At 61.0% G+C, this 20,500-nt stretch carries 16 protein-coding genes; 1 reads left to right on the top strand and 15 read right to left on the bottom strand.

All coding sequences use genetic code 11. From position 1 onward, the window contains the following. Positions 1-108: 108 nt before the first annotated feature. Positions 109-966: a LysR family transcriptional regulator gene (locus IB241_RS06100; RefSeq protein ID WP_192297572.1), complete on the top strand. Its 858-nt coding sequence runs from the start codon at positions 109-111 to the stop codon at positions 964-966. Here the strand turns inward: IB241_RS06100 and IB241_RS06095 are convergent. The 15 genes from IB241_RS06095 to yaaA all read right to left on the bottom strand — a co-directional run bounded on the left by IB241_RS06095 (position 963) and on the right by yaaA (position 20,495). Then, positions 963-1,775, bottom strand: coding sequence for an SDR family oxidoreductase (locus tag IB241_RS06095; RefSeq protein ID WP_192297570.1), 813 nt, complete (start codon positions 1,773-1,775; stop codon positions 963-965). The two genes, IB241_RS06100 and IB241_RS06095, sit on opposite strands and share 4 nt — an antisense overlap. 14 nt (positions 1,776-1,789) lie before the next feature. Then, positions 1,790-2,254 (bottom strand): multidrug transporter, encoded by a 465-nt coding sequence (locus tag IB241_RS06090; RefSeq protein ID WP_124527405.1) that lies wholly within the window; start codon positions 2,252-2,254, stop codon positions 1,790-1,792. Between the two features lie 277 nt (positions 2,255-2,531). Beyond that, entirely contained in the window at positions 2,532-3,983 is a 1,452-nt protein-coding gene (locus IB241_RS06085) for a mannose-1-phosphate guanylyltransferase/mannose-6-phosphate isomerase (RefSeq protein WP_192297569.1), read from the bottom strand. Positions 3,984-4,085: 102 nt separating this feature from the next. After that, on the bottom strand, positions 4,086-4,739 hold the full coding sequence (locus tag IB241_RS06080; protein WP_192297567.1) for an alginate O-acetyltransferase AlgF: 654 nt from the start codon (positions 4,737-4,739) through the stop codon (positions 4,086-4,088). A 16-nt stretch (positions 4,740-4,755) separates the two neighbouring features. Beyond that, positions 4,756-5,931 carry an alginate O-acetyltransferase gene (locus IB241_RS06075; protein ID WP_192297565.1) on the bottom strand — a complete coding sequence of 392 codons (1,176 nt, stop codon included), beginning with the start codon at positions 5,929-5,931 and terminating at the stop codon, positions 4,756-4,758. Between the two features lie 10 nt (positions 5,932-5,941). Beyond that, entirely contained in the window at positions 5,942-7,366 is a 1,425-nt protein-coding gene (locus IB241_RS06070; RefSeq protein WP_192297563.1) for an MBOAT family O-acyltransferase, read from the bottom strand. Between the two features lie 228 nt (positions 7,367-7,594). Continuing rightward, positions 7,595-8,704 carry a mannuronate-specific alginate lyase gene (locus IB241_RS06065; protein ID WP_192297561.1) on the bottom strand — a complete coding sequence of 370 codons (1,110 nt, stop codon included), beginning with the start codon at positions 8,702-8,704 and terminating at the stop codon, positions 7,595-7,597. Between the two features lie 8 nt (positions 8,705-8,712). Next, the gene (locus tag IB241_RS06060) at positions 8,713-10,161 is read right to left on the bottom strand and encodes an alginate O-acetyltransferase (RefSeq protein WP_192297559.1); all 1,449 of its coding nucleotides are present in this window, start codon (positions 10,159-10,161) and stop codon (positions 8,713-8,715) included. 11 nt (positions 10,162-10,172) lie between these two features. Continuing rightward, positions 10,173-11,747, bottom strand: a complete 1,575-nt coding sequence (gene algG, locus IB241_RS06055; RefSeq protein WP_192297558.1) for a mannuronan 5-epimerase AlgG — start codon at positions 11,745-11,747, stop codon at positions 10,173-10,175. After that, the gene (locus IB241_RS06050) at positions 11,747-13,231 is read right to left on the bottom strand and encodes an alginate export family protein (protein ID WP_192297556.1); all 1,485 of its coding nucleotides are present in this window, start codon (positions 13,229-13,231) and stop codon (positions 11,747-11,749) included. Before IB241_RS06050 ends, algG begins: the two co-directional genes overlap by 1 nt. Next, a complete protein-coding gene (algK, locus tag IB241_RS06045; RefSeq protein ID WP_225595286.1) occupies positions 13,228-14,607 on the bottom strand; it encodes an alginate biosynthesis TPR repeat lipoprotein AlgK in 1,380 nt (459 codons plus the stop codon). Before algK ends, IB241_RS06050 begins: the two co-directional genes overlap by 4 nt. Positions 14,608-14,742: 135 nt before the next feature. Beyond that, positions 14,743-15,909 (bottom strand): alginate biosynthesis protein Alg44, encoded by a 1,167-nt coding sequence (locus IB241_RS06040; RefSeq protein WP_192297552.1) that lies wholly within the window; start codon positions 15,907-15,909, stop codon positions 14,743-14,745. A gap of 38 nt (positions 15,910-15,947) precedes the next feature. Next, the gene (alg8, locus tag IB241_RS06035; protein ID WP_162232016.1) at positions 15,948-17,429 is read right to left on the bottom strand and encodes a mannuronan synthase; all 1,482 of its coding nucleotides are present in this window, start codon (positions 17,427-17,429) and stop codon (positions 15,948-15,950) included. Between the two features lie 83 nt (positions 17,430-17,512). Continuing rightward, positions 17,513-18,829: a nucleotide sugar dehydrogenase gene (locus tag IB241_RS06030; RefSeq protein ID WP_192297551.1), complete on the bottom strand. Its 1,317-nt coding sequence runs from the start codon at positions 18,827-18,829 to the stop codon at positions 17,513-17,515. Between the two features lie 886 nt (positions 18,830-19,715). After that, positions 19,716-20,495, bottom strand: a complete 780-nt coding sequence (gene yaaA / locus IB241_RS06025; protein ID WP_192297549.1) for a peroxide stress protein YaaA — start codon at positions 20,493-20,495, stop codon at positions 19,716-19,718. Between the last annotated feature and the right edge of the window lie 5 nt (positions 20,496-20,500).

Here is a 20,500-nt window from a genome sequence, read left to right as displayed (position 1 = left end):
GCGCGATCCTGCGAATGAAGCGGGCAGGGTAGGCCGGGCATTGCAGTTGGGCTACGTCGGTTTGCCTGTTAGTTTGTCAAAAATATTTTGACAAAGGAGGCCTGGCCCATGGTCAGCCTGGACCGATTCGACACCTTCAAGGCCGTGGTCGAGGCCGGCTCGCTCACGGCTGCGGCCGACCTGCTGGGCCAGACCCGCGCCGTGGTCAGCTTCAATCTCAAGCGCCTGGAAGCGGAGCTGGGCGTGACTCTGCTGACCCGTAACACTCGCCAACTGGCATTGACCGATGCCGGCGAACGCTTCTACCTGCGCTGTACCCGCATGCTTGAAGAAGCGCGGTTGGCGGTCGAAGAAGCGCGTTCGGAGCACGCCCAACTCAAGGGCACATTGCGCATCACCACCACGGTGGAATACGCCCTGGCCGTGGTTGCCCCTGCCGTGGAGGCCTTTCGGCGTCTACACCCGGACCTGAACATTCACTTGTCCACGTCCTCGACCCATGCCGATCTGATTTCCGAGCGTTTTGACGTGGCGATCCGGTTGGGGCGCCTGCCGGATTCCAATCACCGTGCGGTGCAGTTGTCGACGTTCGAGGTATTCGCCGTGGCGGCACCGGTGTTTGCCGGGGCTGCCACCCTGGATGAACTGGAGCAGTTGCCCCGCCTGGGCCATGGACGGCTGACGGGATTGACGGTAACCGACCCGGCAGGCACCGAACGTCTCTACCGCGTCGGTCAAACGACATTGGTGGCCGACAGTGCAGCTGTGCTCCAGGCGTTCGCTGTGCACGGCCACGGTGTAGCCGTGCTGCCACAGTGGCTGGTGAATGACGATCTGGAAACGGGGCGCTTGGTGCGCCTGTTACCGGACCATCGCTTCGACCCCCAGGGGGTTTATGCGATGTATCCGGACACCCGGCATTTACCCTTGAAGGTGCGGGCGTTCATCGATTTCTTGAAGGGTTAGAGCGCGCCATCCAGCCCAAACCGTTTCTTCAACACCTTGTCCAGCAGCCCCTTGGGCAACAGCGCCGCCATCAACGGCAGCGCCCGGCTGCCATTGCCCGCGCGCAGCAGGCGTGGCGGCGTGGCTTGTTGTACGCCCTTGAGCACCTGGGCGGCAAACCGGTTGGCCGGGGTGGGGTTGTCCTGCGAGGCCTGTGAGCGCGCGCGAATGCCGTCGCGCAACGGCCACCAGGGCGATTTCTCGCTGATCAACAGCTCGGCCTGGGCGCCGGCGTTTTTCGCGAAGCTCGTATCGATGGCCCCCGGTTGCACTTCCATCACGCGAATGCCAAACGGCGCCAGCTCCATGCGCAGGGCATCGCTCAAGGCATGCACGGCGGCTTTGGATGCGCAGTAGGCACCGGCAAACGGCGTGACCAGCACCCCGGAAACACTGCCGATATTCACCACCAGGCCTTTACTGCGGCGCAGTGCCGGGAACAGCGCCTGGGTCACGCCGACGATGGAGAACACGTTGGTCTCGAACTGGCGCTGCATCGCCTCGGTGCCGCCGTCGAGCAGCGGACCCATGGCGCCGTAACCGGCGTTGTTGACCAGTACGTCCAGCTCGCCCAGCTGTTCAGCCAGGTGCTGCAAGGCGGCGCTGTCGTTGACGTCCAGTTGTACCGCGTTGAAGCCGGCGGCGGCTAAACCGGCGACATCGTCCGGGCGACGGGCGCTGGCCCACACGCTGTAGCCGGCGGCTTTGAACGCGTCAGCCAGGGCGCGGCCGATACCGCTGGAACAGCCGGTGATGAGTACGTTGGGCATGGATCAATCCTTTGTCAGTCCGAGAAGCTGCCTTGCAGGTGCTCGGCACGAAATTCCAGGGTTTGCGGGCGATAGCCGGGGCGCAGCGGTGGGGCGGGCAGGCAATCGTCCCAGGTGGCGCCAGCCTGCAACTCGCCGGGGCCGCGGTAGCGCGGGGCGGCGTAGACGTTGTCGGCCAGGTTGACGGTGTCGCCCGGCGCATAGGCGGCGACGCGCCAGCGCAGTTCGGTGAGAGGCACGTCGTTGCCATTGTTGAGGACCAGTTTCAGCGGGCGGTCGGCGGGGCATTCCTCGGGCGCGTAGGTGATGCGCAGTTCCAGGCGCGCCAGTTGCGAGGCTTCGCGGTTGTCCAGCCAGACCACCCAGATGGCGACGAAACCCAGGCCGACCGCGGCCGCGAGGGATACCGGCAAGGCCTTGGCAGGGTAGCGCAGTAGCAGGATCAGCCAGGTGATGATCAGGAGAACGCCGAAGAACATGGAGACCACCTCGAATGGGGAACGAGCATCCTAACTTAAGCGTAGGTGGGTTTGGGCGGCTTGAGAGATAGGTTGATGCGGCTGACGCCTTCGCGAGCAAGCCCGCTCCCACATTTTGACCGCGTATAACCTTTGGAATGCAATCAACCTGTGGGAGCGGGCTTGCTCGCGAAGAGGCCCTCACAGTCACCCCCAAACCCACAGAAAAAGCCCCCGCCCAACCGGCTGCGGATAGGGGACGCAGTCGGCTGGACGGGGGCTTCTTTTTACGACTGTTTTACTGCGCGATAGTTTTCACCGACACGCCACGCTCAACCGGCGTCGAACGCCCGTAAATATCTTCAAAGCGCTCGATGTCATCCTCGCCCAGGTAGCTACCCGATTGCACTTCAATGATCTCCAACGGGATCTTGCCCGGGTTGCGCAGGCGGTGCACCGAGGCAATCGGGATGTAAGTGGACTGGTTCTCGCACAGCAGGAATACGTTCTCGTCGCAGGTCACTTCGGCCGTGCCGCTGACCACGATCCAGTGCTCGGCGCGGTGGTGGTGCATTTGCAGCGACAGGCACGCACCCGGTTTGACCGAGATGTGCTTGACCTGGAAGCGCCCGCCCATGTCCACCGAGTCGTAGGAGCCCCATGGGCGGTAGACCTCGCAGTGGTTCTGGGTCTCGCTGCGCCCTTGTTCGTTGAGGGTGTTGACCATCTGCTTGACGCCCTGGACCTTGTCCTTGTGGGCAATCATCATCGCGTCCTTGGTTTCCACCACCACGATGTTTTCCAGGCCGATTACCGACACCAGCTTGCCGTTGCCGTGGATCATGCAGTTCTTGCTGTCCTGGATCACCACGTCGCCCTTGGTCACGTTGCCGTTGGCGTCTTTATCGTTGACCGCCCACAGCGAGGCCCAGCAACCCACGTCGCTCCAACCGGCACTCAGCGGCACCACGCAGGCGCGCTGGGTTTTTTCCATCACGGCGTAGTCGATGGAATTGTCCGGGCAGCAGGCGAAGGTGGCTTCGTCGAAGGACACGGTGTCGGCGTCCTGTTCGCTGCGCTCAAGGGTCAGCAGGCAGGTGTCGTAGATGTCCGGGTCGTGCTTTTTCAGCTCTTCGAGGAAGCGGCTGGCGCGGAACAGGAACATGCCGCTGTTCCAGAAATAACCGCCGCTTTTGACGAACTCGACCGCGCGTTTTTCATTGGGTTTTTCCACGAACTGCTCGACGCGGCTCACGCCTTCGGGCAGCAGAGAATCAGCGGTGGACTTGATGTAGCCGTAGCCGGTCTCCGGACGGGTCGCCGGTACGCCGAACAGCACCATCTCGCCGCGTTCTGCTGCCACGGTGGCCAGGGCCAGCGCACGTTGCAGGGCTTTCTGATCGTCGATCACGTGGTCGGCGGGCAGCACCAGCATCAGCTCGTCGCGGCCTTCGTTGACCAGCATCATCGCGGTCAGGGCCACGGCCGGCGCGGTGTTGCGGCCGAACGGTTCCATCAGGATGCGCTGGCAGTCCAGCTTGCGGTTGCTCAGTTGCTCGTTGACGATGAAGCGGTGGTCCTTGTTGCAGACCACAATCGGTGTGTCCATGCCTTCGAACACCAGGCGTTCCAGGGTTTGCTGGAACAGCGTGTGCTCGCCCGTCAGCGCCAGGAATTGTTTCGGGAACTGTTTACGCGACAGCGGCCAAAGACGTGAGCCGCTACCACCGGAGAGGATTACTGGGATCATGGGTGTTTCTCCTGAAAAATAGTTGGAAGCTGCAAGCTTTAAGCTGCAAGTGAAACGCTCTTCACTTGCCGCTTGAAGCTTGTCGCTAAATTGCTCGCGCGATCAGCGGGTCGACACCGGGCGTTTCACCCAGACTGGCGACAGGCTCGAACCGGAGCCGGTCACGTACAGCACCGCCGCTTCACCACGTTCCAACGCAACCGGCTTCACATCACCGACTTTTTTGTCACCGTCATACAACGCCAGGCTTACTTTCACCGGGTTGATTTCACGCTCGCCACGGCCCTTGGCCGCCACCGACTTGACTACATCGGTCTTGCCGTCGGCGGTTTTCAGGGTCAGGGCCTTGTCGCTGAGGTTCTGCACACGTACCAGGGATTTCTGCTTGTTCTTGAACGGCGGCTCTTCGATCAATTGCGGTTGGCCGCTGCCGTTGTTGACCAGGGTGTAGTAGTGGTCGGCGGCAAGTTTGACCGGCACGGTCTGGCTGCCGACCTTGGCGCTGTAGTCACCGCCGGGCATGAAGCTGAAGTCGCTGCTGGCCAGGGGCGCAACGTCGCTGAGGTTGGTGCTGCCAACCGTTGCGCTGACTTCCTGGTTGGAGGCGTTGAATACGCGCACAAAGCTGGAGCCTTTCGGTGCGACGGGGCCGTACAACGCGGCATCACCGGCGAAGGCCGACATCGACGCGATGCTCATGCCAGCGGCGAGGGCCAGGGTCTTGGCGAGACGACGAGGAGTTGTAGTGAAAGTCATGTGAGTTACCTCTCTTTCAGTTTTGCGCCCGGTCGGGCGTCTCGGATTTTTCAAGGGTGTTCAAAGCCATGTTTTGTTGGCGCGAACCGGCTTGTTTAAGCTGCGCAACCCAGGACGGGTCGGCATCACCGATTTCGTTGTTCACGGGCAGATAACGTTCAGGAAACTCCCAGATCAGCACTTGTGGCGGGCTGTTCTTGAAGTCATCGCTTTTCAGGTAGCTGAGCATCGGCAAGATCGGGCCGTGGCCGTCTTCCGAATAGTTGATGACGTCGCTGTGCAGGGCTTGCTTGAGCGCACCGACGAAGTTCCAGTTGGGGTTGGCGCTGTAGCTGGTGCCGACCAGCGCCACCGGGGTTTCGCTGTTGCTGAACAGCGCATCGTCGCCCCCGGCTTCGGCCAGATGGGTCACGCGTTTTTGCAGCGGTTCTTTCGGTGGCATCAGGTTTTCGAACAGCGGGTCCAGGGGCAGGAACAGACGCAGGTCGCCTTTATGCGGTGCGGTGCTCTCGGCCTCGGTGACAAAACGCTGCGGCTCGCCGCTCAGCGGGGTTTTCTCGGCAATGGTCTTGGCCAGTTGCTTGGCGGCGATTTCCGCACCGTCCGGCGTCCAGTGGGTATCGGTACGCAAGAACACTTGCGTGCCGCTCAGCTTGGCCTGTTGCAGTGGGCCAAGCAGGTCAGGTGCCGGGATCTTGTCGGCCGCCACACGGGCGTGGAAGTCCTGATACAGGTTGGCGTGGATGCTTGCCGGCTTCACGTCGCCGACGTGCTCCGGGTACAAGCGCACCTTGGCCGGGACAATCGCCATGACCAACTGCACGCCTTGGGCCTTGAGCTTCTGGCGCACGCCTTCGACCAGCGCGTAGTTGCCTTGCAGGTTCTGGTCTTCGTTGACGATGGGGTTGAACTCCTCGTCGCTGTACAACCAGTGGTCGCGGCCCAGCACCACGCCAGGGCGGCCTTCGTTGAACAGCTTGTAGTCCAGCGCCGCCCAGAGGTTGGTGCCCAGGCGCTTGATCGGGAACTCGTCGTCGTAGTGGGTCTCTACGGCCTTGGTCCAGCGACCGTTAAGCACGGTGGCATCGGCGTTGGTGCTAAAGCCCAGGAAACTGCGCATCGACCACAGCCCCAGCACCAACAGCATGGCCAGGAACACGGTGATGTAGAGCACGCGTAATGAACGGGTCATGTCGGCTCCCTCAGAATTGGAAGTAAAGGAACGGCGAGAAACTCTGCGCCGACAGTTTCAGGATCGATGCCGCGAACAGCAGCAGCACACAGGCCCGCATGGCGTAGCCGGGCACGCTGCGCGCCGGGTTTGGCGTCGCGGGATGGTCACGGTAGAAATCGCGCAGGCCAAAGAACGCCAACGTGGCATACGCCACCACCAGGGTTGCCACTTGCAGGCCGGTGAGGCTGGCGCGGTTGAGTTCCGACAGCGACCACTCGTTGAAACTGAACATTGCGCCATACATGCGGCCGGCAACGTGCAGGTTCTCGGCGCGGAAGATCACCCAGCCCACGACGACCAGCAGGAAGGTGAAGGCCCAACGTACCGGGTTGAAGCTGCGCGGCGACGTGTTGAGGCCGATGGCTTTTTCAATCGCCAGCCACATGCCGTGCCACGCACCCCACACGATGTAAGTGATGTTCGCGCCGTGCCACAGGCCACCGAGCAGCATGGTCAGGAACAGGTTGCGGTAAGTGGTCAGCGTACCTTTACGGTTGCCGCCCAGGGTGATGTAGAGGTAGTCACGCAGCCAGGTGGACAGGCTGATGTGCCAGCGCCGCCAGAACTCGGTGATCGACTGGCTGATGTACGGCTGCTTGAAGTTTTCCATGAAGCGGAAACCCATCATCAAGCCCAGGCCGATGGCCATGTCGCTGTAGCCGGAGAAGTCGAAGTACAGCTGCGCGGTGTAGGCCAGCGCGCCGAGCCAGGCATCGCCGGTGGTGGGGTTTTGCAGGGCGAAGCAATGGTCGGCCACCACCGCCAGGGTGTCGGCGATGAACACCTTCTTGATGAAACCCTGCATGAACCGCGTGCAGCCCTCGGAGAATTTGTCGAGGGTGTGGGTGCGATTGTTGAACTGGTCGGCCAGGTCGCGAAAGCGCAGCACGGGGCCGGCGATCAAGTGCGGGAAGATCGCCACGAACGCCGCAAAGTCGATGAGGTTGCGGGTTGCCGGGGTATCGCCGCGGTACACGTCGATGATGTAGCTGATGGACTCGAAGATGTAGAACGAGATCCCGATCGGCAACAGCACGTGGGTCAGGATAAACGGCTCCAGGCCCGCCGACTTCATCATCACATTGATGCTGTCGACACCGAAGTTGGCGTACTTGAAGTAGCCGAGGATGCACAGGTCGACGGCCACGCCGAGCAGCAACCAGCGCTGGGCCGGCTTGGTGCGCACGCCGGCGGCACCGACCTTGAGGCCGATCCAGTAGTTCCACAGCGTCACGGCGGCGAACAGCGCCAGGAAGTCCACTCGCCACCAGGCGTAGAACACATAGCTGGCAATCAGCAGCAGCAGGTTGCGATAGCGTTGCCCGCTCAAGTAGTACAAGCCGAGAAAGATCGGCAAGAACAGAAACAGGAACACATTGGACGAGAAAACCATCCCGATCTCTCCATGTTTAACCAACAGTCAAGGGCCGCAGCCCCCCCAAACCCCCCCACGAAAATTCGGGGGAGGGCCGTACAACATTCCAACTGTCGAAACCGGTTCAACTGTGGGAGCGGGCTTGCTCGCGAATGCGGTGGTTCAGTTACAGATGTGTCGACTGACACACCGCATTCGCGAGCAAGCCCGCTCCCACATGGGGACCCTGTTCCTTCAGTTAGTTATTCAGGAACCTTTGTTGCCTTTTTCATGCGCCGGGTCGTAGACCTTGGTCAGGTCACCCCCCAGGCGGAATGTCTTGAATGGCTGCATGCCGTGCTTGCGCTCGATCACATCGGGGGCGCAGGTGTAGAGGTTGCAGAACGGCTCAAGCCAGGCATATTTCATGTCTTGCTTGAGGTCCTTCATGTCCTGCTGCTTGCCGTTCTTCTGCTCGAAGATGTCCGGGTCTTTCACCCCGGCCAGGACTTTTTCACCCAGGCGCTTGAGCGCGCTGTTGTTTTCCTGGCGCAGATCGACACCGTTGACCAACGCAAAACTGGCGATCATCGACAGCGGCGGCAGGGCGTAGTTGTGGTACGACAGGGCTCGTTGCTGGCGCTTCAATTCATTCGGCAAAAAGCCCTGGTCGTCGACCTGGTTCACGCCGACCTTGTATTCCTTCACTGCCCAATCAAACAGGTCGCGACGGTTGGTGGCGATGGACGTCGCCATCACCGACCAGGCGGCCCAGTAGGAGTGGTTGTTGGTTTTTTCCAGCGGCAGGTTGTCCCAGTCGCTGACCACTTGATCGGCAAGCTTGTTGAACCAGGCTTCGATCAGTTGGGATTCCTGCTGGTGATTGGCCAACGGGTGCGAGTCGGAGAACTTCAGGCGTACGTAGGCCGAGGCCATGCTGCCCAGTGCCCATTTGCGCATGGACTTGCCGGTGTGGTTGAAGTCCTTGGACATCAATGCATCGGCCTTGGCCCACGACACCAGCCAGTTCAGGGTGCATTCGAGCTGTTCGGGGCGACCGTCACGCATGAACTGCATCACGCGCTTGCTGGTGTCTTTTTCCAGCTTGGTGATGTCGGCAGTGCTGTCACGGAAGGCTTTTTCCGACTGCACGTTCAGGGTGGAACGGGCTTTGTCCGAGCCTTCGTACTTGCTGCGAAACTGCAACGGCCCGGTGTACGGCGCCGGCATGGTGTCGCAGTTTTCCTTGAAGTCGCCGGTCTTGAACGCCTCGATCGGTGCGAAGTAGCCCTGGGGCGGACGCAGGGGCGCGGCGGCGTTGACCGAGCCTGCAAACATCGCCAGGCCGAGTAACGTAGGGATCAATAACTTCTGCATAGGTAACCTCATTGCCCGAGGGAGGCGGTCTTCTGACCGCCGCTTGGGAATACGTTGCGTGTGCAAATTTTCGCTTCAACCTTCTGCGCGGCCTGGCCCGCCTCGGGGCCTTGCACTTCCACGGCCAGCAGGTTCTGCGCGGCCCAGTCTTCATCGGTGCGCAGTTCAAAGGCGAAACGCCCGTCTGTATCGGATGTGTCGGGTTTCTCGATCTTGATGTCCTCGTGGCGCCCGTTCATGTACCAGAGGGTGGCTTGCAGGGTTTTCACCGACGGGTCGGCAAAGCGGATATCAACCTGGTGATTGGCGTTACGCAGGTCTTTGTTCGAACTGTTGACCATCAATTCGTTCTTGCCGGGCTTCAACGACGTGCTGGCGCTCATCTGTGCCGGCTTGCCTTCGCAGCCGTTGTCGAGCAGCGACATCATCTGGCGGTAGATGGTCTCCTGGTCCAGGCGGTACAGCGGCGAGAACTCCCAGATGAGGATTTTCGGCGGGCTCTTCTGGAATTCATCGCTGCCCAGGTACTGGATCATCGAACCTTCCAGGCCGCCGCCAGGGAAGGCGACGTTGAGAATGTCGGCACCGATTTCCTGCTCCAGGAAGCCGGCGAAGTTGTAGTTCTTGCCGCTGTGGCTGGTGCCCACCAGGGTGATCTGCGGGTTGCCCGAATCGCCGAACAGGTCGCCGTCGCCCGCTTCGCCCTTGGGCTCGGTGGTGAACTGGTCCATGTACTGGACTGCGTAGCTGGTGCCGCACAGTTGCCCGGCCATGTTGTGCAAGGTGCCGGTCTTGCCCATACGCCCGGAGCGGGTGGTTTCGAATTCGCGCTTGGGAATGTCGGCGAACTCAGGCATCGCGCGCACTTTGGCGCCAACGATTTTCGCCGTGCGCTGAGCGCCGTATGGCGTCCAGTGTTGGTCGCCGCGGAAGTAGAAATCGTGGGCCGGCAGCTCATCCGGCAGCTGCTCATTGGTCAATGGCGACAGGTCCGGCACCACATAACCCATCTTGGCGAAACGGCCGAGCATGGTCTTGTAGTTGCTCAGGGCCTTGTCGAAGTCGAACTTGGCTTTCTCTTCGGGGTTGAGCTTGTTGCGGTTCACCAGGCCACGGGTCGGCTGGTAGACCACCACCAGTTCCACGCCCTTGGCCTTGAACGCATCGTGCAGTTGCTGCATGCGTTTGTAGCCGGCGGGGCTGGTGTCGAATTCGGTGCGCAGGTCTTCCTGGGTGCGGAACAACCAGTCGCCCTGGGCTTGTACCAGGGTGGTGAAGTTCTGCTGGTAACGGGTGGTGTAGTTCTTCGCGTCATGCGCCGCCGGGCACAGGCTGCAGCACGGTTCGGCAGTGAATTTCGGTGCCTGTACGTCGTCGGCGCGCACGCCCTGGCTGGCCGCGAGCAGGCCGAGGGTCAGACCCGAGAGGCTCAGCAGTTTGATCATGTGTGGGTGCATAAGGGTCATCCTCAGTCCTGCATTTCGGTCTGGCGTTCGACAGGGTCGATCAGCACGGCTTTCTGCTGGCGTACCAGCAGGTCGAGAATCTCTTCCTGGCGATCACCCAGCACACCGTTGAAGCTGATGCCGCTGGATTTGGTCGGCGCCAGCATCGATACGCGGTAGAGCTCCACGCTCAACGGCGAGTCGATGGACAGCGGCCCGCTGCCGTTGCCCGCCAGTTCGCCACCCACCACGATCAGCGAGACTTTCGCGTCAAACGGGTCGAGGGCGATGTCGCGGTCGGTGTCGGTCAGATCCTTGATGTGGCCGTACAGGCCGGTGAGACCGTTGGCCATCGAGGTGTTTTCGTACAGCTTGATATTTACGCTGTTGCGCACACGGATGCCGTGGCGACGGTTGGCGATCACCTTGTTGCCCCACAGCAGGTTGTCGCCGCTCTCATAGAGGGTGATGCCGTCGGTGTGGTTGCGGTAGATCTCGTTGTCGGCGATCAGGTTGTTCACGCTGTTACGGTCGATCACCAGGCCCGAGAGCTTGTTGTCGTAGCTGCGGTTGTTGAAGATGAAGCTGTCGTTCACTTCCCGGGAAATGATGATGCCGTGCTTCTTCTTGGTGCCGTAGACGGTGTTGTCCGCGATGATCAGGCCGTGGGAACGGTCGTGGGGGTCAATGCCGTAGACGATGTTGTCTTTGTAGGTATTGCCCTTGACCACGAAACCGGTGGTCTCGTAGCAGTAGAAGCCGTACCACATGTCCGAGAACTCGGAGTCGATGATCCAGCCGGTCGGCTCCGCACGCTTGAGCACCTTGGCCATGTTCGGCGTGTACTGGGAGATACTCACCCCGTACGACTTACTGTTGGCATAGCCGAAACTGGCCATCTTGGTGTTGGCGACGTAGGTCTCGGTGCCGCCCCAGGCCAGCAGGAACGGGCGGAACTCCTTGGGCGACTTGAACAGCGCCGGGCCGTTGGCCTTTTCGCTCCAGCCGGTGATCCTGGTGTCACGCACAAACAACTGGCCGTCGTTGATCAGGAACGAACCGGCTTCCTGGGACAGGCGCAACTCCTGGGTCTTGCCGTCGATGTCGAGGATGCCCTTGCGCCCGACCACAATCGGCAGCTTGGCGAGGAACACCCCGGGCGACGTTTCGCTGAAGTACTGCTTGGGCACCTTGCCCAGCAGGTCCTTGAGGTTCATGTAGCCATCGTCGACAAAGATCGCCTGGGGAATGCCGTGCTGGCGCACCACCCATTCGGCCATCTTGTTGTCACCGCCGATAAAGTCCTTGAGGGCGTCTTCCTGCATCATGCGGCGCAGGCTGATCTTGCCCGGCTTGCTGCGCACGATCTTGCTTTCCATCGCGGCGGCGGTGTAGCCCGACAGGTCAGGCAGGGCGGGCTTGGCCATTTCCAGCGGCGCGGTCGGCGGGCTGGAAATAGTGTAGGTCTTGGCTTGTTGCAGCCCTTTGGCGATGGTCGGCGCCTTGACCTGCTGCGCGGTATCCGCGAAAGCAGTGGCGTTCGCCATCAGCATCGCGGCAACCAGCAAACGGTGAGGTTTCATAGCGCAGGCTCCCATCAGAATTTCCACACCACATCGACAAATGCGCGGTGCATGTAGGAATCGACTCCGCTGCCATAGGCATCACCCGGCTTGAATACGCCAGCACGGAACCGCACCAGCGCCGACGGCTCGTCGATGGACTGGCTGAGCCCGGCTGGCAACAGGCCTTTCTTGAAGTACTTGGTGACCACCAGGTCCATTTCCTGACCCAGGTCTTTCTTGCCATCGGCCAGCGGCAGCGAGGTGCTGGCGATAATGTCGCCGGCGGCGTCGGTGGTGTTGTCCACGGCTGCAATGCCATTGCTGGTGACCGGCTTGTTGCCGTCCACGCGCCAGAACTTGTGGTACACCAGGCTGGCGTCGTAGTCCTCGCGCAGTTGCCAGGACCCGAACAGGCTCATGGACTGCATGTTGTTCATCTCGCCGCGAAACGCTTCGCCGAAGCGATGCACGCGGGACTGGGTGCCGGTCCAGTTCGAACGGTTGCTTTGCAGGCCGTTCTGCTCGTACTCGGCGCTGGCGCGGGAGTAGGCCGCACCGACTTGCCACTGCGGGTCGAGGCGCAGGCGCACGCCGATGTCGGTGGCCCAGCCGCTCAGGTTGTCGCTGCGCTTGGCTTGGTCGGGGCTCGAACCGTCGGCTTTCAAGGCGTTGACCTTGTCGCGGTCGCCGCGCATGCCGGTGATGCTGGCCCAATAGTTGACGGTGTTGGTGTTGCGCCAGTTGTAGGCGTCGCTATTGGCCTCGATGCCGAGCCAGGTCAGGTCGCCGTTTTCACGCTTGTCCAGGGAGTCGGTAGCGACGCCCTGTTCCGGGTAGTCGAGCTTGCCGTTGTCATGGGTGTGATGGCCGCGCAGGCCGATCCACTGGCCGGGGGTCCACTGGTAGGCGGCGTCGGCGTAGAGGTGCTGGCGGTCTTTGTCGACCGGGGCGAGTTCCTTGAGGTCGGTGCGGTATTCGCTGAAGCGTTCGGCGACGCCGACATTGGCCTTGAGCAGGGTGGTGTCGAAGGTCCAGTTCAGGGCTTCGATGTTGGTGTCGCGCCATTGGCCGTCGTCATTGCGCAGGCGCTGACGACCGAGCTTGAGGATCTCGCCGGGGTAGGGCGTGAAGCCGCTGTAGCCGACCCAGAACTCGCGCAATGCCAGGAAGTTTTTCTTGGTCTTGCGGTCGTCGTTGCTGGTTTGCTGGTTCTCGTCATCGGAGGACTGTTGCAGGGTGTCGGTCTCGATGATGTCGCTGGAAGCCACGGCCTGGCCCATGGCGTAGGCGCTCCAGGCGCCGCTTTCGCCGTAGATCCACGGGCGTACGTCGAGGCCGATGCCGTTGACGTCGCCGCCTTTTTGCGTGCCCAGGTCACGGTCGTCTTCGGACTGGCCGGTGATTTTCACTTCCAGGCCGAAGTTCTTCGCTTCGGTCAGCGCGGCCAGGGTCGGGCACGACCACAGCAGGGCGAAAGTCAGGCCGATACCGGCCTTGACGAATGGGTTGAGCTTCATAGGGATTCCTCGCCGTCGTCTTCTTCCAGGGCGTGCAGTTGCAACGTGCTCTGGGCCAGGGTGCCGCGGGCGGCCAGTTCCTGTTGCACCAGGCGTTGGCCTTGGGCGCGTTGCTCCGGTGTCAGCGGGGCTTCGAGCTGGGTGGCCAGGTCATTGGCTTGCGGGGTGTCCTGGGCTTTGGCCAATTGGCTGAAGACGTAGGCGTTCAATGGGTCGGGCTTGGTGCCCTTGCCTTGGGAAAACAGTTGGGCGATGGCGAAGTCGGCACTGTTCTGGCCGTTGCGCGCAGCGGTCAGCAGGTGGTCCAGGGCTTTTTGCGAGTAGACCTGGCCGAGGTAGCCACGGCGGTAGATCTGGCCGAGGTAGTAGTCGGCGGCGACTTCCTTGCCCTGGGCTTTCTGGAAGTGTGCTTCGGCCGCCTTGGCATCGGCCGGTACCCACTTGCCGTCGTAGTAGAGCTTGCCCAGCAACAGCTCGGCGCGCGGCTGGTCGGCGGCGCGGCCGTTGTCCAGGTATTTCATCATCTGGTCGACGTCGCCCAGTTCGGGGAAGTCGTAGAGCAATTGCGCCAGGCTGACCCAGGATGCCGGGTAGCCAGGGGCGATTTTTTCCAGCAGGGCCTGGGCGGTTTTTGCGTCCGGGGTGCCAATGCTGGCATCGCCGAGCACACGGGCGACGCTGTCGACGCGCTGGGCGGTGACGCTGCCACGGCTGTAGCCGGCTTCCATTTGCTTGAGCAGTTCAGCCTGTTTTTCCGGCGCGGCTTGTTTCTGGTAGACCGTGGCCAGCTCGACGTAGCAGATGTCGGTGCTATTCAGCGCGGCTTTGCAGATGCGTTCCACGTCGTCCAGATGCTGGTCGTAAGTGCCTTGGGTGCGATACAGCAGCACCTGGGCCAGACCGGCTTCCGGGTAACCGGCGGCCTGCCATTGGCTGATCTGCTGCTGGGCATTCACGTTGGGAAAGCTGTGCGGGTATTGCAGGTACAGCATCGCCAGCGGGATCAGGGTGTTGCCTTCGCCATTGGCAAAGGCTTTTTTCAGCAGGCCTTCGGCTTCGTGATGTTCGGCTTCGGTGCTGCCGGGCTTGGCCACCAGCAGGCGACCGAGGCGGGCCTGGGCGCGGGGCGAGGTGTCCGCTGCCGCACGGTAGGTGGCTTCGGCCTGTTTGATTTGCGCCGGATCGCGAGTGCCGACCTGGATGTCGGCCAGGCCCACCTGGGCCTCGCTGTAACCCAGGTCTGCCAGTTGCTGGTAATTCTGCTGCGCGGTGACGGTGTCGCCACGCTTGAGCGCTTCATTGGCCAGGCGTTGGTCGGGCAGGCCGGCGCAACCGGCGAGGCTCACCGCAAGTGTCAAGGTGCACAGAGAACCCATGTGGGAGCGGGCTTGCTCGCGAAGGGGCCTTGTCAGTTGATACATGTGCTGGCTGACACACTGCTTTCGCGAGCAAGCCCGCTCCCACAGGGACCGCGGTGTTTGTATTGGAGTCATCACAGGCATGTCCTCTGCTTACAGACCGTTGGCCATGGCTTTGTCGATCAGCCAGTTCAGCGAAGGGCCGCGGTCGCTGGTCACTTCCACCGGGCGGCCGGCGTAGGTGCTGTCCAGCGGAGCGTCGGGCTTGATCTGCACGCGGATATCGGAGGACAGGTCGGCGCTGTTCAGGCTGGTGCTGCTGACGATGGTGCCGGTGCGGGTCTGTTCTTCGTCGGCGACCTGGAAGCTCACCGGCGTACCTGGACGCACGTCGGCGAACTGGCGATAGGTGAAGCGTGCTTCCACATTGGCCTGGCTGCCGCGAGGCACCAGTTGGAAGATCACGTCGCCTTTGTTGGCGTACTGGCCGTCAGCGACCATTTGCTGGGCGACCACGCAGTCGCACGGCGAGGTCAGGGTGCCGGTCATTTGCTTGCCGAACAGTTCTTCAACCTTGGCCGGTTGCAGTTGGTCTTCGTCCAGGTGGCCCTTGAGCACATCCAGCATGCTGGTGCTGAACGTCGCCAGTGGCGCGCCCTTGGCGGCGACCGCGTCACCTTTGAGCAGGCTTTGCACGGTGCCGTCGCGGGGCATGGTCACGTTCATGCCGGGCACGCTGACCAGGCCGGCCTGGGCGTGGCTGACGAAGTACATGCCGTATACCGACTTGAACACGAAACCAAACGCGGCGAGGCCGACGATGAAGATGCCCGCGCTGAATACCACGGCGCGCAGGCGACCGAACGCGGTCATGCCGCTGCCGCTGTCCTTGACCTTGCGCGCCTTGGTGAAGTTATCGCGTTGCAGGGTCGCCAGCACGTCGCCCATGGTCACGATGTCACCGGACAGGTGCGAGGTGATCAGATGGCGCAGGGTGGAAATATCCTGGGCGTCGAGGTTCTGGAACTGGCAACCGGTGCGGCCGGTCTGGCGGTCGTAGGAGCGGATCTGCAGTTCCACGTCCATGGCCAGGCCGAGGTTATCGATGACGAATTGCAGGCGGCCCTTGTGCACTTCGCCGACGGTCAACGGCTGGGTGGCGGTGAACGCCAGGCCGCCGGCGGACAGGTCGATCACCCGTGCTTCGGTCTGGGTACGGTCGGTGTTGAAGAAGCGCAGCTTGGCCGGAATTTTTACCCGGGCATGTTGGCGCTGGGCTTCGGATTCGTGGACAACATTGGCATTTACTTGGCTGTTCATCAGGGCAATTTCCTAGAGTTAATTCAGGCTTGGCAGGGTCAGACCATCATCAGCAACACGGCGACGAAAATGCTGCCGGCGGAGAAGGTCATGGTCCGAGACGACCAGGTGTTGAACCAACGTTGAAAGCTGGCCAAATCGCGGGTCAGTTTGGTGTCCTGGCGGGTCCAGGACTGTTGATCAAGGCGGAAGAACACGTAGATCTTCACCAGCGCGCCCATGATCTGGTTGTAATAGAGAATCACCGGGTACGCCGGGCCGATCGTGTGGCCGGAGCACGACAGCAGCAGGGTGAGAATCAGGCGCGTGATGCCGATCCACAGCAGGTACGCAAGGATGAAGGCGCCGCCGTATTTGAAGGTGGCGATGATTGCCACGGTCAGGCCGAGCAGGGAGGTCCACATCGACACGCGCTGATCGAACAGCACCACGCTGGTGAACAGGCCCAGGCGTCGCACACCCAGGCCGAGGGCGCGGGAGTTCTGGCGCAGGTTGTTGCCGTACCAGCGGAACATCAGCTTGCGGCTGGCCTTGATAAAGCTCTTTTCCGGCGGGTGTTCCACGGTGTTGATCGCGGCGTCCGGCACGTAGAAGGTGTCGTAGCCCAGGCGCATCAGGCTGAACCAGCTGGACTTGTCGTCGCCGGTGAGGAACTTGAAGCGGCCCAGGCGCCAGTGCTGCAGCGAGTCGCTTTCGACGTCGGCGATGAAGCCCGGGTCGGTCACCACGCTGGCGCGGAACACCGACATACGCCCGGTCATGGTCAGCACGCGCTTGGACAGGGCCATGGAGCACATGTTGATGTGGCGCTGGGCGAAGCGCAGCTTGTGCCACTCGCTCATGATGTAGCCGCCGCGCACTTCGCAGAATTCGTTGGTGGTCAGGCCGCCGACGTTGCCGAACAACTGGAACCACGGCACGGTCTTGCGCACGACACCTTCGGCCAGCACGGTGTCGCCATCGATCACGGCGACCACGGCGCGGTCATCCGGCAGGTGGCGGGAGATCGCCCGGAAGCCGAAGGCCAGGCCGTCGCGCTTGCCGGTACCGGCGATGCGCACGAAGTCGAGCTTCACGTGGTCCGGCGGGTTCATGCGTTCCCACAGGCTTTTCACCAGCAGCTCATCGGACATTTCTACCAGCGAGCAGACCACGGTGGTGGGGAAGCCGCATTCGATGGCTTCGCGGATCACCGAGCTGTAGACCTGCGCGGTGGTCAGCGCGTCGATACGGAAACTGGTGACCATCAGGAACACGTGGGACGGGTCGGCGGCCTTGCCCAGCTTGCGCACTTTGCGGCGCAGGTGCGGGTAGACCACGTACAAAAACAGCATGCCGCGAAAGAAATGCGTAGCACCCATCGAGTAGCGCCAGATGCCGACGGCGCCAATCAGGAAAATAAAATTCTTCGACTCCGAGTCGAACGTACTCGCCGGCAACAGCAGGGCGAGTCCCATCAGCAGGCTGAGAAAGAACAGCCAGCCGGCAGATTGCAGTAGGACGTGTTTTAACTTGGACATAAGCATCTTCCGAAGGTGAAGGAGGTTTCAGGCGGCGAGCGCTGGGGATGGAAACGCGCGCCGCCTGAAACTTGCCGTTGCTGTTACCAGCAGATGCCTTCGGTGCGGCCTGTGGTGCAGGTCGCATTTTTCATGAAGCCCACCAGGTCAATCACTTGCTTGCCGTGCGGTGCGTTCTGCGCCAGGGCGCGGAATTTTTCGTCACGGTTGCCGAGGATGATCACGTCGGAGTTGTTGATCACGTCATCGAAGTCCGAGTTGAGCAGGGACGACACGTGGGGGATCTTGCCTTCGATGTAGTCCTTGTTCGCACCGTGCACACGGGCGTACTCGACGTTGCTGTCGTAGATGCTCAGGTCGTAACCCTTGCCGATCAGCATTTCCGCCAGTTCTACCAGGGGGCTTTCACGCAGGTCGTCGGTACCGGCCTTGAAGCTCAGGCCCAGCAGCGCGACTTTGCGCTTGTCGTGGCCGGCAACGATGTCGAAGGCGTTCTGTACCTGGGATTCGTTGCTGCGCATCAGCGAGTTGAGCAGCGGCGCTTCCACGTCCAGGGAGCTGGCGCGGTAGGTGAGGGCACGTACGTCTTTTGGCAGGCACGAACCGCCGAAGGCGAAGCCTGGGCGCATGTAGTACTGGGACAGGTTGAGAGTCTTGTCCTGGCAGACCACTTCCATCACTTCGCGGCCATCGACGCCGACGGCCTTGGCGATGTTGCCGATCTCGTTGGCGAAGGTGACTTTGGTGGCGTGCCACACGTTGCAGGTGTACTTGATCATCTCGGCAACGGCGATGTCCTTGCGGATGATCGGCGCGTCGAGTTCTTCGTACAGCGACTGCAGGACATCGCCGGAGGCTTTGTCGAACTCGCCGATGACAGTCATCGGTGGCAGGTCGTAGTCGGCGATGGCGGTGGATTCACGCAGGAACTCCGGGTTGACCGCGACGCCGAAGTCGACGCCGGCTTTTTTGCCGGAGCAGTCTTCGAGGATCGGGATCACTACGTTCGCCACGGTGCCTGGCAACACGGTGCTGCGCACCACGACGGTGTGGCGGGTGGTCTTGTCGCGCAGGACAAAACCGATTTCGCGGCACACGGCTTCGATGTAGTCCAGTTCCAGGTCGCCGTTTTTCTTGCTTGGCGTACCGACGCAGATCATCGACAGGTCGGTATCGCGGATGGCGTCGGCGAAGTTGGTGGTGCCGCGCAGTCGGCCGGTTTGAATACCCTGGCTCAACAGTTCGCCCAGGCCCGGTTCAACGATGGGCGATTTGCCAGCGTTGATCAGGTCAATCTTGTCCTTGGAGATGTCTACGCCGACCACTTCGTGGCCACGGGCAGACAGGCAACCGGCACAGACTGCGCCGACGTAACCGAGACCAAATATGCTGATGCGCATCGCATTTACCTCTTTAATAATCATGCCAATAATTGGCCGGAGTTCATGTTTGCAAGCGTCACTGATGCCACGGAAGTTGGGCGAATAGACGCCGACTTACCGCGTACGGGCATGTTAATTAGTGAGTGACTAACTATTGCACTCAAGTTGTGCGCAACTTGGCCTTGTTATTGGGGCTTGCCCTCAAATGCAGCCGGCCTTCCTTGGGGGAAGGGTCCGACGCCAGTGCCGCAGGACCTTGATACAGGCCATAAGCCTTTAACTATCAAAGCCTTGGGTGTCATCACTGACACATTTGGGTAAGCGCTGCCTTGGCCTATAGGGGTTAGCAATTAATCCTTATCGCTGCCCTCAACTCATATCAGTTGATGATGTGACCCGTGAGTCAAAGTTGATGGGGCAACTTCGCTACTTCCTTGGATCGCCATGTAAGTCATCTCTTACAGAAACAGAGAATTTCGTTACCGGTGGTATGAGCCGTGGGTTTTGATGAAGTTCCAGCCCGCTCATCCTGTTTCCTGAAATTTCTTGAAATATGAGAAGAGATGGCACTAGTACTATATTGATAGCACTTGCTATTTGGGCCAATAGTTATAGGGAGTTGGTACGCGGGGATAGTTTTGTGCCACTAGTGTTTGAAAAAAGTGGTGCCACTACGAAAAAAAATGACGAATGTCGAGTGAAAGAATTGTTAGGAGTACGTCAAAATGTTTTTTGACGCCAAAAAAATGGCGATTCTAGATTTGAAATGCGATCAAAACTGTGGGAGCGGGCTTGCTCGCGAATGCGGTGGGTCAGATAAGAATTTATCGACTGACACGCCGTATTCGCGAGCAAGCCCGCTCCCACATTTGGATCTCATTGTCTGAAGCACACGGGTTTGGCTTTATTCCGGTGCGTGATCGCGCAGGAACACCAGCTTGTCCGGCTTGGACTGCTCGGCATTGAAGCGATAACCCTGCACATCAAACTCCTTGAGCCTGGCCGGGTCGTTGATGCGCTCTTCAATCACAAAGCGGCTCATCATGCCCCGGGCCTTCTTGGCGTAGAAGCTGATGATCTTGTACTGGCCGTTCTTGAAGTCCTTGAACTCGGTGTTGATGATCCGCGCATTCAGGGCCGTGCGCTTGACCGCCGAGAAGTACTCGTTGGACGCCAGGTTCAGCAGCACGTCGTCACCTTGCTCGGTCAGGGCTTCGTTCAGCCATTCGCTGATGCGCGTGCCCCAGAAGGCGTAGAGATCCTTGCCACGGGCGTTGGCCAGTTTGGTGCCCATCTCCAGGCGGTACGGCATCATCAGGTCCAGGGGGCGCAGCAGGCCGTAGAGGCCCGAGAGCATGCGCAAGTGGTCCTGGGCGTAGCTGAAGTCGGCATCGCTGAAGGTCTCGGCGTTGAGGCCGGTGTACACATCACCCTTGAAGGCCAATAGCGCCTGCTTGGCGTTGGCGGGGGTGAAGGCGGGATTCCAGCTGCCGAAGCGCGCCGCGTTGAGGCCGCCGATCTTGTCGGACACGTGCATCAGTTCGCTGATCTGTGCCGGGCTCATTTCGCGCAGTTGCTCGATCAGCTCCTGGGAGTGATCCAGGTACTGCGGCTGGGTAAAGCGCTGGGTGGCGGGCGCGGTCTCGAAATCGAGGGTCTTGGCGGGTGAAATCACCGTCAGCATGAAGT

This window comes from Pseudomonas sp. PDM05, from assembly GCF_014851685.1.
In the GTDB taxonomy this organism is placed as follows: domain Bacteria; phylum Pseudomonadota; class Gammaproteobacteria; order Pseudomonadales; family Pseudomonadaceae; genus Aquipseudomonas.
The sequence above is the reverse complement of the archived record's forward strand: the minus strand, read 5'-3'. Positions and strand labels throughout refer to the sequence as shown.

Bases quoted from the DNA above. Each gene is read 5' to 3' on its own strand.
- IB241_RS06100 (WP_192297572.1), top strand. From the start codon at position 109: ATGGTCAGCCTGGACCGATTCGACACCTTCAAGGCCGTGGTCGAGGCC.
- IB241_RS06050 (WP_192297556.1), bottom strand. From the start codon at position 13,231: ATGAAGCTCAACCCATTCGTCAAGGCCGGTATCGGCCTGACTTTCGCC.
- IB241_RS06065 (WP_192297561.1), bottom strand. From the start codon at position 8,704: ATGCAGAAGTTATTGATCCCTACGTTACTCGGCCTGGCGATGTTTGCA.
- IB241_RS06040 (WP_192297552.1), bottom strand. From the start codon at position 15,909: ATGAACAGCCAAGTAAATGCCAATGTTGTCCACGAATCCGAAGCCCAG.
- IB241_RS06030 (WP_192297551.1), bottom strand. From the start codon at position 18,829: ATGCGCATCAGCATATTTGGTCTCGGTTACGTCGGCGCAGTCTGTGCC.
- yaaA (WP_192297549.1), bottom strand. From the start codon at position 20,495: ATGCTGACGGTGATTTCACCCGCCAAGACCCTCGATTTCGAGACCGCG.
- IB241_RS06075 (WP_192297565.1), bottom strand. From the start codon at position 5,931: ATGACCCGTTCATTACGCGTGCTCTACATCACCGTGTTCCTGGCCATG.
- IB241_RS06090 (WP_124527405.1), bottom strand. From the start codon at position 2,254: ATGTTCTTCGGCGTTCTCCTGATCATCACCTGGCTGATCCTGCTACTG.
- algG (WP_192297558.1), bottom strand. From the start codon at position 11,747: ATGGGAGCCTGCGCTATGAAACCTCACCGTTTGCTGGTTGCCGCGATG.
- IB241_RS06095 (WP_192297570.1), bottom strand. From the start codon at position 1,775: ATGCCCAACGTACTCATCACCGGCTGTTCCAGCGGTATCGGCCGCGCC.
- IB241_RS06060 (WP_192297559.1), bottom strand. From the start codon at position 10,161: ATGCACCCACACATGATCAAACTGCTGAGCCTCTCGGGTCTGACCCTC.
- alg8 (WP_162232016.1), bottom strand. From the start codon at position 17,429: ATGTCCAAGTTAAAACACGTCCTACTGCAATCTGCCGGCTGGCTGTTC.
- IB241_RS06080 (WP_192297567.1), bottom strand. From the start codon at position 4,739: ATGACTTTCACTACAACTCCTCGTCGTCTCGCCAAGACCCTGGCCCTC.
- algK (WP_225595286.1), bottom strand. From the start codon at position 14,607: ATGGGTTCTCTGTGCACCTTGACACTTGCGGTGAGCCTCGCCGGTTGC.
- IB241_RS06085 (WP_192297569.1), bottom strand. From the start codon at position 3,983: ATGATCCCAGTAATCCTCTCCGGTGGTAGCGGCTCACGTCTTTGGCCG.
- IB241_RS06070 (WP_192297563.1), bottom strand. From the start codon at position 7,366: ATGGTTTTCTCGTCCAATGTGTTCCTGTTTCTGTTCTTGCCGATCTTT.